General features: G+C 70.3%; 10 protein-coding genes. 5 read left to right on the forward strand and 5 right to left on the reverse strand.

Going from position 1 to position 12,922, the window contains the following annotated elements; all coding sequences use genetic code 11:
• Positions 1-250 precede the first annotated feature (250 nt).
• Positions 251-2,059, reverse strand: a complete 1,809-nt coding sequence (locus RGE_RS09290; RefSeq protein ID WP_014428108.1) for an alpha-amylase family glycosyl hydrolase — start codon at positions 2,057-2,059, stop codon at positions 251-253.
• A 244-nt stretch (positions 2,060-2,303) separates the two neighbouring features.
• Here RGE_RS09290 and RGE_RS09295 point away from each other — a divergent pair, with 244 nt between their 5' ends.
• The 3 genes from RGE_RS09295 (at position 2,304) to RGE_RS23625 (ending at position 5,726) form a co-directional block, all read left to right on the forward strand.
• Entirely contained in the window at positions 2,304-2,648 is a 345-nt protein-coding gene (locus tag RGE_RS09295) for a hypothetical protein (RefSeq protein ID WP_232505001.1), read from the forward strand.
• Between the two features lie 300 nt (positions 2,649-2,948).
• Entirely contained in the window at positions 2,949-3,167 is a 219-nt protein-coding gene (locus tag RGE_RS09300) for a hypothetical protein (protein ID WP_014428111.1), read from the forward strand.
• A 24-nt stretch (positions 3,168-3,191) separates the two neighbouring features.
• Positions 3,192-5,726 (forward strand): diguanylate cyclase, encoded by a 2,535-nt coding sequence (locus tag RGE_RS23625; protein ID WP_014428112.1) that lies wholly within the window; start codon positions 3,192-3,194, stop codon positions 5,724-5,726.
• 22 nt (positions 5,727-5,748) lie between these two features.
• On the opposite strand, the gene RGE_RS09310 is transcribed toward RGE_RS23625, so the two are convergent.
• From RGE_RS09310 to RGE_RS09320, 3 genes are all read right to left on the reverse strand, one after another.
• On the reverse strand, positions 5,749-6,300 hold the full coding sequence (locus RGE_RS09310) for a GNAT family N-acetyltransferase (protein WP_014428113.1): 552 nt from the start codon (positions 6,298-6,300) through the stop codon (positions 5,749-5,751).
• Between the two features lie 18 nt (positions 6,301-6,318).
• A complete protein-coding gene (locus tag RGE_RS09315; protein WP_014428114.1) occupies positions 6,319-6,903 on the reverse strand; it encodes a class I SAM-dependent methyltransferase in 585 nt (194 codons plus the stop codon).
• A gap of 112 nt (positions 6,904-7,015) precedes the next feature.
• Entirely contained in the window at positions 7,016-8,059 is a 1,044-nt protein-coding gene (locus RGE_RS09320) for a serine hydrolase domain-containing protein (RefSeq protein ID WP_148280150.1), read from the reverse strand.
• Positions 8,060-8,208: 149 nt separating this feature from the next.
• Here RGE_RS09320 and RGE_RS09325 point away from each other — a divergent pair, with 149 nt between their 5' ends.
• Positions 8,209-10,752 (forward strand): PEP-CTERM sorting domain-containing protein, encoded by a 2,544-nt coding sequence (locus RGE_RS09325; RefSeq protein WP_148280151.1) that lies wholly within the window; start codon positions 8,209-8,211, stop codon positions 10,750-10,752.
• A 33-nt stretch (positions 10,753-10,785) separates the two neighbouring features.
• Here RGE_RS09325 and RGE_RS09330 read toward each other — a convergent pair whose 3' ends face one another.
• Positions 10,786-11,520, reverse strand: coding sequence for a PEP-CTERM sorting domain-containing protein (locus tag RGE_RS09330; RefSeq protein ID WP_014428117.1), 735 nt, complete (start codon positions 11,518-11,520; stop codon positions 10,786-10,788).
• Positions 11,521-11,603: 83 nt separating this feature from the next.
• Here RGE_RS09330 and RGE_RS09335 point away from each other — a divergent pair, with 83 nt between their 5' ends.
• Positions 11,604-12,920, forward strand: coding sequence for a DUF1015 domain-containing protein (locus RGE_RS09335; RefSeq protein ID WP_014428118.1), 1,317 nt, complete (start codon positions 11,604-11,606; stop codon positions 12,918-12,920).
• Positions 12,921-12,922: the final 2 nt, after the last annotated feature.

Below are 12,922 nucleotides of genomic sequence, written 5' to 3' on the forward strand. Positions count from 1 at the left end.
GCGTGACCACGTGCCGGCAGGCTGCAGGCATCGAACATTGTGGGCGCCGTTGCGCCATCGTTAGCCGAACCAGCCCGCCACCTGCGAGGACACCCCGTTCACGCCACCCTGGGCGTCGAACACCGGCGAGCCACTGCTGCCCATCGACCCGTCGAGGTCGCTGACGAAGCTGTCGTCGCCGCCCAGCGCGGCGACACGACCGAGGCTGCAGCGGATGGACGGGCCGTGATGCCCCGGGGCTGGGCGCCGCTCACCCCAGCGCGTAGATCAGCACCGAGTAGGCCCCGACGTTCACCACCGCGCTGGCGCCGAAGCCGTCGTAGGGCTCGTCCTCCGCGACCACCGACTGCGCCTCGTGGCCGTCGAAATCCGGGCCGTAGACCGGCGCGTCGGAGTTCAGCAGCAGCGTCCAGCGGCCGCCGGTGGGCATGCCGATGCGGTAGTCGCTGCGCGCCTCGTGGCCGAGGTTGACGACCACGACGACGTCGTCGCCGGGGCCGTGGTCCTGCCAGCGCTGGAAGGCCAGCACGTTGGCGTCGTTGTTCAGGTGGTAGACGTGGATGTGCTGGCCTTGCAGGCCGCGTGTCTTGCCCGCCAGGTTGCGCCGCAGCGCGATCAGGTCGCGGTACAGGCGCAGGGTGCCGCGGAACTGCTCGCGGTGGTCCCAGTCCAGCGGCACGTCGTCGCGGAACCAGCCGCCCTGCAGGAACTCCTGGCCCTGGAAGATCATCGGGATGCCCGGCGCCGTGAACACCAGCGCGGCGGCCGCGGTGGAACGCTTCTGCGCGTGCCAGCCGGTCGGGTCCTCGGGGTTGATGTCCGCCGGCACCCGGGCGCGGCCGTTGGCCACCTCGTCGTGCGACTCGGTGTAGATCACGCGCTGGAAGGCGTCGTCGTTGTAGCGCGTCTGCAGCGCGTCGCGCACGCGGTGCAGGTCGCGGTGTTCGTCGGCGGCGACGATGGCCGCCTCGCGGATCGGGTGCACGAAGGCGCTGTCCCATTGCGCGTGGAAGGCGGCGCCGTGCTCGCCCACCTGTGAGATCTCGGGCAGGTGCTGCATGTCCTCGGCGATCAGGATGCGGCCCGGGAACTGCTCGCGCACCGAGGTGTTGATCCAGCGCATCAGGCTCCAGCCGTCGGGGATGTCGTGGCCGTTGCCGCCGACGCTGCGCATGTACGGCGTCATGTCATAGCGCAGGCCGTCGAGGTGGAAGTCGCGCAGCCACGAGATCGCGTTGTCGTGGATGAAGCGGCGCACCGCCTCGCGGCCGTAGTCGGGGCGCGTGTCGCCCCAGGGCGTGGACGAACGATCGTCGTTGTAGAAGTAGATGCCGCCCTTGTCGTTCTCGCTCCAGCCGTCGAAGCGCCAGAGGTCCAGGTCCGACGGGCCGAAGTGGTTGTAGACCACGTCCAGCACCACCGCCAGGCCACGCTGGTGGCAGGCCTTGACGAAGGTCTTGAAGGCGTCGGGGCCACCGTAGGCCGACTCGACGGCGAAGACGTGCGCCGGGTTGTAGCCCCAGGAATAGTCGCCGGCGAACTCGGCCACCGGCATCACCTGCACGACGTTGACGCCCAGCTTGACGAGGTGGTCCAGCTTGGCGAGCGCCAGCTCGAAGTTGCCCGGCCGGCCCTCGCCCTCGCGCACGAAGAACGAGCCGACGTGCAGCTCGTAGATCACCAGCTCGTTGTGGCCGCGGATCTGCGGCTGGTCGTCGCCCCAGTCGAAGGCGGCGTGGTCGTAGATGACGCCGTTGCCGACCGACGAGGTGACCTGGCGCGCGTACGGGTCGATGCGAAAGAGCTGCTGGCCCGCGTGGTGGATCATGTACTTGTACTCGTGACCGGTGCGGGCCTCTTCGACGAAGCCGTACCAGTAGCCGTCGGCCTCGGGCTGCAGCGCGTGCGCGTCGGGCGCGAAGCCGTTGAAGTCGCCGGCGACGAACACCGCCTCGGCATGCGGCGCCCAGACCCGGAAGGCGCAGCCCTCGGGCGTCGGCAAGGCGCCCATGCCCTCGACGACGGGGCGGACGGACGAAGCGGTGTGGCGGACGTTCATGCGTTGTCTTCCTGGAGCGGTTGGAGGCTCGGTGCCCGGCGCCGTGGGCGGCGTGGTGGGCCGGCCCCGGCGAGCTGGCGGCATGCTGACGACGGCTTCGCCGGCCGCCGGTCGGACAAGGCCCCGGCGGTGCGCAGGACAGCGTGCCTTTGGGGCCCCGATCACCGGCCTGCAGATCAAACCGGGGATTCGCCGCTGTCGCGGGACGGCGCAACAGCGGACAATCGCGGGTATGGACCTGCATGTGCCGATTACCCTGAACGACGAACTCTCCGACGAGGTCGTCACCGCCACCGCTCGACTGAACCTCGCCAGCGGCGAGATTGGTCGCATCGAATACCAGGACTGGGACGTCGCTTCGCGCGGCCTGCCCTGGGAACAGGACGACTACGAGTTCACCAGCGGCACCTTGTCGAATGCCGGCAAGGACGTCGAGTTCGGCGTCTCCGTGAACCGCACGACGGGCCAGTACTCGGTCAGCGCCGACGAACTGCTGGAGATCAAGGTCAAGGCTGCGCAGCTGTTCGCCGGCATCAGCGGCAGCGAACTCGCCTCCGGCGCGCACGGCCGCAACGGGCGCACGCACTGACCGGCGCCTGAGCAGCACCCAGCCGGCCCGACCCGGTCGCCTCTGGCGCGATCGATGGCGGCTGGCTCCGCTCTTGCTTTTGCCTGGCCGCGCGGACGTCTTCCACGGCGCCGGCACTCAACGCGCGGCTTGCGTTTTTCGCCCTTTTAGGGGTGACCTCTATGCTAACGTCGCCGTTTGTGTGTGGGCGCAACCGAGCTTGCGTCCGACCGGCGACCCGGCGCCGGTCGGCCCGTCCGGCGCTTGCCGGACACGGCTCCCGGAAGCGTGTTCGATCTTCATCAATAGGAACAAGACGAAATGTCGAAGCTGCTTGATCTGATGCGGAAGCTGGGCAGTGATGCCGCCTTGAACAGCGAGTACGAGCAGGACCCGCAAGCGGTGATCAGCCGTTTCGGCCTGTCCGCCGAGGAGAGCGCCGCTCTGCTGTCCAAGGACTACGAAGCGATCAAGCGTCTCACCGGCCTCAAGGACGGGCAGTTCGCGACCAACCACACGATCCGCGCCTACGACAAGTAGGCGTCCCAGGCGTCCGACGCCGACATGCACCGACAGCGGTTCATCGCGGTGCTGTGGCTGGCGCTGGCCGGCCTGCCGGCGTTCGCCAACGACGCGCTGGAACCGGAGGTGGCCGCGATCGAGCGGCTGGGCATCAGCGCGAACTGGCGTGAGACGACCGCCCGGATCAAGGCGCTGTCGCCGCAACGGGATTCCCTGAGCCGAGAGCAGCGCCAGCGACTGGATTTCGTGCGCCTGCGCGCCCTGGCGCTGTCCGGCGACGAAACCGGTGCGATCGCCGGGTTCGCCGTGCTGCTGCAGGAGCCGCTTCCGGCGGCGCTGCGCGTGCGCACCTACAGCACCGCCATCAACGTCGCGGCGAACGTCGAGCAATGGGTGCGGGCCTTCACCTGGCTCGACGAGGCGCTCAGCTATCTGGACGAAGCGCCGGAAGAGTCGGCGCGCCTGCTGGGCGTCGCCAGCTACCTGCACACGCTCGTCGGCGAGCCCGGCAAGGCCCGTGAACTCGCGCTGCGCGAGCTGGATCTGGTCGACAAGAGCGGCGACGAGCACGCCCGGTGCGTCGCGCTCAGCGACATCGCGATGGCCGAGGACTACTCGCACCAGTACCGCGAAGGCGAGCGCTGGCACCGGCGCCAGATCGATGCCTGCATGCGCGCCGGCAACACGATCTTCACCGCCAACGGCAAGTACGGCGTGGGCAAGGCGCTGGCCGCCCAGGGGCGCCATGCCGAGGCGCTGGAGTGGGCGTCCCAGGCGATGGCGGAGTTCGGCAAGGCCGGCTACGCCGCGGGCGAGTGGAGCACGCGGCTGATGCTCGCCGGCAGCCTGATCGAGTCGGGCGGCGACCTCGAGCGCGCCGACCGCCTGCTGGCCGACACCCTGCGCTACTACCGTGGCCAGAAGGCCGACACGGCGATCGCCGATACCGAGAACCTGCTGGCGCGCCTGGCCGAGAAGCGTGGCGACCTGGCCGAGGCGCTGGCGCACTACAAGCGGGCTACCGAGGCGACGGCGTCGGCCGAGACCGATGCACGCGAGCGTCGACTGGCCTATCTGCAGGTGCAGTTCGACACCCGCCTGAAGGAGCAGCAGATCGCGCTGCTGCAGGCCGAGAAGGAGCTGGCGACGCTGCAGGTCACGGCGGCCCAGCGCCGGCAGTGGCTGCTGTGGGGCGGCATCGGCGGGCTGCTGCTGGCCGCCATCCTGCTGACGGTTCTGCTGCGGCACACCATCCGCGAGCGCCGGCGCTACCGCTGGCAGTCCGAGCACGACGGCCTGACCCACCTGTACAACTACCAGCAGGTGCGCAAGCTCGGCGAAGCGGCCTTCGCCGAGGCCCGCCGGCGCGGGCGGCCGTTCACCGCGATCGTCGCCGACGTCGACCGCTTCAAGGGCGTCAACGACCACTTCGGGCACGCCGCCGGCGACGAGACGCTGCGCTCGCTCGGGACCTGGATCGCCGAGGTCGTGGGCGAAGGCGGCATCGCCGGACGCAGCGGCGGCGACGAGTTCATGATCCTCGTCGACGGCGACGCCTCGAAAGCCGAGGCGCTGCTGCAGCGCCTGCGTGAACGCATCGTGCCGATCAGCGTCTTCGGCAAGACGGTGCACTTCAGCATCAGCTCCGGCGTCTGCGAGGCCAACGAGCACGTGAGCACGCTGGAGCAGCTGGTGCACGAGGCCGATCAGGCGCTCTACCGCGCCAAGCACCGCGGCCGCAACCGCGTCGTGCGGGCCGGGGGCGAGGAGCCGGGTCCCGGCCGCCAGGCGGGCCTGGTGGTGGTGGGCACCGGCATCGACTTCGGCCGCCACGTCAGCGAACGCTGCCTTTCCGAGATCCGCGAGGCCGAGGTCGTGTTCTGCCTGGTCGACCCTTTCGCGCTGGCGATGATCCAGGGCTTCCGGCCGGACGCCATCAACCTGGGCCTGCACTACGCGCCGGGCAAGGACCGGCGCGAAACCTATCGCGAGATCGACGCCCGCATCATGGCCGAGGTGCGCGCCGGCAAGCGTGTGTGCGCGGTGTTCTACGGCCACCCGGGCGTCTTCGCCGACGTGCCCCACGCGGTGGTGCGCAAGGCGCGCGCCGAAGGCGTGCCGGCACGCATGGAGCCCGGCATCTCGGCCGAGGCCTGCCTGTACGCCAACCTGGGCATCGATCCGGGCCACCGCGGCGTGCAGTCGATGGAGGCGACGCACTTCCTGGTCTACGACCGCCAGCTCGACAGCGCCGGGCTGGTGCTGCTGTGGCAGGCGGCGCTGGCCGGCGACCTGAGCTGCACGCGCTTCCACGCCGAACGCGAGGGTTTGCAGGCGCTGGTGAACAAGCTGCTGCGCTGGTATCCGCCGGATCACGAGGTCATCCTGTACGAGGCGGCGCGGCTGCCGATCGAGCAGCCCCGCATGGAGCGCCTGGCCTTGCGCGAGCTGCCCGACGCCCAGTACGCCGAGTACACGACGCTGGTCATCCCGCCGCTGGGCGAGATCGAGGAAGACGCCGAGATCGCCTTGCTGCGCGAACAGCCCGCGGCCGACAGCTCCGCGGCCGCTCACTGAGCGGCGCGCCTTTCTGCGCGGCTCAGGCCGCCTTTCGCGCCATGGCCACGCGGTCTTTCAAACCGTGGGCGGACTCGTTGGCCAACGCTGCGCGCAGGTGCTCGAAGCCGCCGTCTGCCACCAGTCGGCGAAAGCCGTGCCTGCCGTAGAACGGCGCGTTCCACGGCAGGTGGTCGAAGGTGGTGAGGGTGATGACCTCGATGGCGTCGGCGCCTTCGGCTTGAGCGATCGCCTGCTGCAGCAGCGTCGTGCCGATGCCTCTCCTGCCGGCGTTGGGGTCGACGTCCATCTCGACAACGTGCAGCGCTCTGCCGACCGTCTCGCAGGCCACGAAGCCGAGGGCAGCGCCGCGCGCGTCTTGTGCGACCCAGACCAGGCCGCCGTCGATGAGCCGCGCCAGTTCCGCTGCCGCCATCGGTTGCGCGAGGGCGGGCGGAAGATCGCTCGGCGCGAAGATCGAGGCGGCGTCGGCTTCGACGCGCCGCATCACCGGGATGTCTGCGTGCCGGGCCTTGCGCACCGTGACGACGAGCCGTGCCGATGGAGCTTGCGGGTTGATCGCGCCTGGTGCCATGTCGTGTGTTGCCGGTGCCTACAGCACGTCGCCGCGCCGTGCCACGACCTCCCACAAGGCCTTCTGGCGCACGTACTTGCGTGTCGTCTGGTGTTCCATCGACAGCAGCTGCCAGCCGCTGGCGAACAGCTCGGCGGTGCTGCGTTCGTCGAAGAAGCGCTTGGGCTGGCCGTCGACGAGGTAGTAGTTGGGCTCGATCGCGGGGTGGCCCGCGGCGCCGAAGTGCCTGTCTTCGACGGAGTTCAGCCGGCACAGGAACAGCCCGCCCGGCTGCAGCGTGTCGCGGATGCGCCGCACCAGATCCAGCGTCTCGGTCCAGGCGAAGTAGTGCAGCGAGAGACTCGCGATCACCGCGCCGGCCTCGCCCGTGCCCAGCGGGAAGGGCGCGCGCACGTCCTGGCAATGGACCTGGGCGCTCGGAACGCGCAGCCGGGTTGCGGCGGCAGAGCCCGCCGAAAGATCGAACGCGACGACGGCGAAACCCGCATCGGCCAGGGTGGCGGTGTCGGCACCGGTGCCGCAGCCGATCTCGAGCACGGGCCGGGTGCCGGCGGAGTCTTTCAGCTGGGGCAGCCAGCGGGCCAGCCAGGGGTCGTGGAGCATGGTTTCGAGGGCCGAGCGCGGCGCGGTGAGGTGTGCAGGGCGGCATTCTCTTCGAGCGCGGTGCGCCGCCGCCCGCGCGCCAAGTGCTTGGCCACATGGTGTACAGGCGCCGTCACCCACCCCCGCCCAGCAAGCGCTCCACCCAGCCCGACGCCGAGGCATCGAAGCCCTCGCCGTTGGCCAGCACGACCAGCGCCCAGCCTTCGTCCAGTCCGCGCAGCACCAGCGACGAGAAGCCCGCGAACGCGCCGCCGTGGAACATCAGGCGGCCGCCTTCCCGCGGCACGACTTCGAGGCCGAAGCGGTACATCGCCTCGGCCGGGCCGAAGCGCCCGCCGTCGTCGGCGCTGCAGCGCGCCAGCAGCGAGGCCTCTCCGTGGCGCCGCCAGTCGTCCAGCCAGTGCGTTTCGGCACGCAGCAAGTCGTCCGGCGTCGACCACAGGCCGCCGTCGCCCCAGCTCGCCAGGTGGACCGGCAGGTCCTGCCAGCCGCGCGCCGGGTCATGGCGGTAGCTGCGCGCACGGCGCGGCAGTACGCGGCGCGGGTCGCGCTCGAAGCTCGTGTCGTGCAGGCCCCAGGGCTCGAAGAAGCGGCGGCGCGCGATCTCGTCCAGCGGCAGGCCGGCGTCGCGTTCCAGCCAGTCGGCCAGCAGCACGTAGTTGCTGTTGCTGTAGTCGTGGCGGCTGCCGGGATCGAAGTCGAGGTCTCCGGCGCGGCGGATCAGCTCGAGCGCCTGCGCCTGGCTGACGAGGTCGTGTTCGTCGTGCCCGAGCTGCAGGCCCCAGAGGTACAGGTAGTCGTCGATGCCGCTGGTGTGGCGCAGCAGATGGCCCAGGCGCACCGGCCGGCTGCAGCCGGCCAGCGCCGGCAGCCGCGTGCGCAGGTCGTCGTCCAGCGTGACGCGGCCGTCGGCCACGGCCTGCATCACCAGTGCCGCCACCCAGGGCTTGGACTCCGACGCGAGATAAAAGCGGGTGTCGCCGGCCACCGGCTGCGGCCACTCCAGGTGCGCCATGCCGTGCTGCACGCGGCGCAGGGCCTCGCCGTCGACGCTGAGCGCGATGGCGAAGCCGGGGCCGTCGGGGGCGTGCTGCGCGCGCAGCGTGACGATGGCGGCGTCGAAGCGGTCCAGCAGGCGAGGGAGGTCGAGGCTCATGCGGCGCAGGATAGCGGCCGCGGTCGAGCCCGCGCGGGCCAGCGGCCCGGCGTGCAATCGACGTTCCTTCCCTACGTCCCCACCCGATGGGCATTGACCGCTTGGCGTTCGAAGTCCAGCTTAGGCGGCCTCGCCTTCGGGAGATCGTGATGCCCCACTTCCATGGTGTTGCTGGCTCTCTCCAGGGGTTCTGGATCACGGGCCTGGCTTGTCTGCTGTGGCCTGCGTCGGGGTTCGCGCAGCAGACCTCGTGGACCAATGCCGCGCCCGGCCCGTTCTGGGACTTGCCGGCGAACTGGAGCGCGGGCGCGCCAACCTCGTCCAGCACCGATGCCCTGCTGGGGGCCTTCGACACGACGCTGCGCAGCGGCAGCTTCAGCGTGGGGTCGCTGTCCGGGACCGGAACATTGACCATGCCGGGCGGCGAACTGTCGATCGCGCAGGAGGCGACGGTGGGCGCGCTGGAGGTCCAGGGCGGCAGCTTCAGTGGCGGCGGCACGCTGACGGCGGGCAGTCTGGTCTGGCGCTCCGGGTCGCTGGGCCCCGACGTGTTCGATCAGCCGGCGGTCATTCTGATCGTCAACGGCACGGCGTCGATCCAGGGGCCGATGTCGCTGGGGCTCGGCTTCAGCACCCGCGCCGTCTCATTGCTCGGCGATTCGACGTGGGAAGACTGCGCGGGCGTCATCGACGGCGAAGGCCGGCTGTACGTCGGTGCTTCCGGGGTGCTGCACGATCGCGCCTTGTCCTCGCCGCACCGGTTCGACAGCGGCTACGGTGGGTTGGTCATTGCCGGGCAGTACGAAAAGACCGGCGCGTCGACGACGTCTTTCTCCGGCCAGTACTTCGCCAACAGCGGCTCTTTCGCCGTGAACGAGGGGGCTGTTTCCGTTTTCGGTTTTCCCGGCGCCAGTTGGGTCAACACGGGTACCGTCCGCCTGGCAGGGGGTGACTACGACGTCACGCTGTTCCGCGGCAGTTTCCTGAATACGGGCCGTGTCGACGTCGACGCCGGCCGCATGAACGTCAGCGTCGGTGGCAACGGCGGGCTGATAAGTTCCTCCGGCGACTGGTCCGTAGGGGCCGGTGGCACTCTGGTTTTCACCGGCGACATCCTGCAGCAGCGTTTCGATCCGGCGGTGTTCGATGGCGGCACCATGTCGGTGGACGGGCTGGTGCAGTTCAGTAGCGGGCGTTTCGAGTTCCGAGGCTCCGCAACCCTGTCCGCTCCCGGGCGTGTCGAAGTGCTCGACGGCGCTGAACTGGTGCTTCCGGGCGCTTCGACGCTGGGAGCGCTGAAGATCGCCCGGCCGTATGTCTTCACCGCGGACTATCCGCCGGTCGTCATCGGGTACGGGCTGAGCAGCGTGGAAGTCGATGGCGCGCTGTCCGTTGGAACGCTCGAATGGGCCGACGGCCATCTGCAGACGCAGGGGCCGGTGACCGTCAGCGGCCAGGCCTTGCTGACCCAAGACCCGGATCTCCTGAGCTGGCTGCAAAGCATGGACGATGCGGGAAAGCGGATGGACGTCGCCTTCACGTTCAACGGTGGCGCGATCTGGGATGGCAACTCCGACCTCTACGGGCAGGGCTCCATCCGCGTGGGCCCAGGCGCGGTGTTCGAGGACCGCACCCGCGTGATCGAGACGCCCGGCGTGGTGCGTGTCGCCCGTGTCGACAACGACGGGGTGTGGCTGAAGACCGGTGCCGGTCATTCGCGCATCGAAAGCGCCTTCTTCAACCGCGGCACGGTGCACGTGCTGGACGCGGGCGAACTCGAGTTCACCGGCGCGCTGGACAACGCCGGCACGTTGCAGGCCACGCGTTCGCGTCTAGTTGTCGCCGGGCCGCTGGCGCAGCTCGACGCCGTCAGCGGCGTGTTGTCCGGCGGGCGTTACGTGATGCGCGACGGCCGGATCGTGCTGGCGGGAAACTCGGCCCCGATCGTGGACAACCGCGCCGACGTCGTGCTCGACGGACCGTCCGCGCGGCTGCTGCGGGCCACGCCGGCGGGCGAGGTCGACGCCTTGTCCTCGCTGGCGCGCAACGCTGGTGCGCTGACGCTTCGCCATGGCGCCGAGCTGCATACGGCCGCCGCGCAAATGACCAACGAAGGGCGGCTGGTCGTCGACGACGCGGCGTTGATCGTCGGCCCGGCCGCCGGCACTGGCGTGTTCCGTCAGCAGGGGGCCGCCGCGGCGACGTGGCTGGACGGTGTCATTCGCGCTGACCGGTTCAGCTTCGAGGCCGGCGTCTTCGGCGCCGGCGGCGACGGCACGATCGGCACGGCGTGGCTCGATGGCGTCATGGCCGACTTCGGGCCTGCGCTGGTCTTCGACGTCGACATTGCCGGCGCCGGTCAGGCGGATCTCGTTTTCACCCCGGGCGCGGCGACGCTGCAAGGGACTTTGAGCCTGGACTTCAGCGGAACGGTGGCGCCCGGCACTTACCGCATCTTCGTCGCCGAGGACGGCGTTGCCGGACGCTTCAGCAGCCTCGAAAGCGAGCTCGGCCCGCGCTATCAGCTGAGCGCCGTGTACGGTGACACCTACGTGGACCTCAGCATCTCTGCCGTGCCCGAGCCGGCGGCAGCGATGCAACTGCTGGCCGGCCTGGGCCTGATCGGCATGCTGCACGCCGGCAGAACCCGGCGCCGTGCAGGCCCGGTCGCGCCCCGGCTGCGCAGGGATTGAAGCGCTGCTTGCGGCCGCACGCGCGACGGCGGTTCACGACGTCTTCCGGGCTCGCCGGCCGATGCGTCTGCGCAGGGCGGCGAATGCGATGCCGGTGCTCATCAACAACCAGGTCATCGGTTCGGGAACGGCGCTGACCGCGCTCGTCTGCGTGTAGGCGTTGAAGCCCAGCCAGACCGGCATCGGCGCGTCGGTGTCGTTGACGACGGGAAACTCGAACGGCACATCGGGCACCTGTTCGTTGTTAAAGGAGGTCAAGTAGGCGGTGTAGAAGACGCCGTCATTGCCCCATCCGACCCCGACATCGACCGTCGCGTTGCTGAAGAGGCAGTCCATGCAGCGGGTCTGAACGGAGAGCCGGCCCGAGACGACCATCTCGGTGTTCGGGCTGAGTTCGAACGCCGCGAAGGTGACCGCCTGGGATTGCCACCAAGGCGCCTGAGCGTCATGGTTCTCCGTCGTGACCACGACGCTGTCGGCGCTCACCAGCACGCGGTCGGTCGACAGGCCATCTGTGAACAGCAGATCTGCCGGATCGAGATAGGCCTGGGGTTTCGTGATGTTCAAGCGCGCGTAATACGTTCCATCGATCGATCCCGGCACGTACTGCAGCGCCGCGACCTTGCCGTCCGCCGGCTCCAGGTCGGTCAGATCGACCTTGTAGTCGTAAATCGACGCCCGGCTCGACGCGAGCGGCGCGCCACGCTCTGCAGCTGCATGGGCCGTCATGGCGAGCACGGCGACAAGAGCGATTCCGAGACTGCGCATGGCGACCTCCGCGGTGGTCGGAGGGGGCAATGGGCGCACCCGGTCGACGTGGTTCTTCGCCGGCCCTGCGGCATCATCGGCCCATGCCCGCCTCCAGCTTCCGCCCCCCGCATCTCCTGCTCCCGCGTGCCGATCTCGACCTCCAGCGCTGGAGCGTCATCGCCTGCGACCAGTACACCAGCGACCCCGGCTACTGGCAGCAGGTCGAGCAGGCCGTCGGCGACGCGCCGTCGGCGCTGCGGCTGATCTACCCCGAGGTCTTTCTCGCCAGCGCCGACAAACGCGAGCGCATCGCCGCCATCCAGACGGCGATGCGGCGTTACGCCGCCAGCGGCCTGCTGCGCCCGCATGCCGGCACGGTGCTGGTGGAGCGCACGCTGGCCGACGGCCGCGTGCGCCGCGGGCTGATGCTGGAGCTGGACCTGGAGCAGTACGACTACACGCCCGGGTCCACCAGCGCGATCCGGCCGACCGAAGGCACGATCGTCGAGCGCATCGCGCCGCGGCTGGAAGTGCGCCGCGATGCCGAGCTGGAGCTGCCGCACATCCTCGTGCTGATCGACGACCCGGCGCGCACCGTCATCGAGCCGCTGGCCGCCGAGCGCGAGCGCCTGGCGCCGCTGTACGACACCGCGCTGATGCTGGGCAGCGGCCGCGTCGCCGGCTTCGCGCCCGACGCCGGCCTGCAGGCGCAGGCCCTGGCCGCGCTGCAGGCGCTGGGCGACGCCGACGCTTTCGCCGCGCGCCACGGCCTGCCGGCGGGCACGGCGACCATGCTGTTCGCGGTCGGCGACGGCAACCACTCGCTGGCCACCGCCAAGGCCAACTGGGACCGCCTGAAGGCCACGGCCGGCCCCGACCATCCGGCGCGCTGGGCGCTGGTGGAAGTGGAGAACATCCACGACCCGGCGATGGAGTTCGCGCCCATCCACCGCCTGCTGATCGGCGTGCAGGCGGACCTGCGCGCCGCGCTGGCGGCGCACTTCGGTGAGCGCCTGCAGATCGTCGAGCAGCCCGACGCCGCGGCGATGCGCGCCGCGCTCGCCGCCCAGCCGCGTTCGCTGCACGCCGCCGGCCTGCTGCAGCCGGGCGGGCGCCACGCGCTGGTCGTCGTGCAGGGCGCGCCGGCGGCGCAGCTGGACGTCGCCAGCTTCCAGGGTTTCGTCGACGCGCTGCTGGCGCAAGGCGGGGCGCAGGAGGTCGACTACGTGCACGGCGACGAGGCGCTGGCGCGGCTGGCCGCCCAGGACGGCCACGCCGGCCTGCACCTGGCGACGCTGGGCAAGAGCGAGCTGATCGCGCGCGTGGCGCAGCACGGGCCGCTGCCGCGCAAGAGCTTCTCGATGGGCGAGGCCGACGAGAAGCGCTTCTACCTCGAAGCGCGCCGCATCCGGCCGTAGCG

Source organism: Rubrivivax gelatinosus IL144 (assembly GCF_000284255.1).
GTDB classification, from domain to species: domain Bacteria; phylum Pseudomonadota; class Gammaproteobacteria; order Burkholderiales; family Burkholderiaceae_C; genus Rubrivivax; species Rubrivivax gelatinosus_A.

Coding starts and splice junctions, on each gene's coding strand:
- RGE_RS09290 (WP_014428108.1), bottom strand. CDS start 2,059: ATGAACGTCCGCCACACCGCTTCGTCCGTCCGCCCCGTCGTCGAGGGC.
- RGE_RS09310 (WP_014428113.1), bottom strand. CDS start 6,300: ATGGCACCAGGCGCGATCAACCCGCAAGCTCCATCGGCACGGCTCGTC.
- RGE_RS23625 (WP_014428112.1), top strand. CDS start 3,192: ATGCACCGACAGCGGTTCATCGCGGTGCTGTGGCTGGCGCTGGCCGGC.
- RGE_RS09315 (WP_014428114.1), bottom strand. CDS start 6,903: ATGCTCCACGACCCCTGGCTGGCCCGCTGGCTGCCCCAGCTGAAAGAC.
- RGE_RS09325 (WP_148280151.1), top strand. CDS start 8,209: ATGCCCCACTTCCATGGTGTTGCTGGCTCTCTCCAGGGGTTCTGGATC.
- RGE_RS09330 (WP_014428117.1), bottom strand. CDS start 11,520: ATGCGCAGTCTCGGAATCGCTCTTGTCGCCGTGCTCGCCATGACGGCC.
- RGE_RS09320 (WP_148280150.1), bottom strand. CDS start 8,059: ATGAGCCTCGACCTCCCTCGCCTGCTGGACCGCTTCGACGCCGCCATC.
- RGE_RS09300 (WP_014428111.1), top strand. CDS start 2,949: ATGTCGAAGCTGCTTGATCTGATGCGGAAGCTGGGCAGTGATGCCGCC.
- RGE_RS09335 (WP_014428118.1), top strand. CDS start 11,604: ATGCCCGCCTCCAGCTTCCGCCCCCCGCATCTCCTGCTCCCGCGTGCC.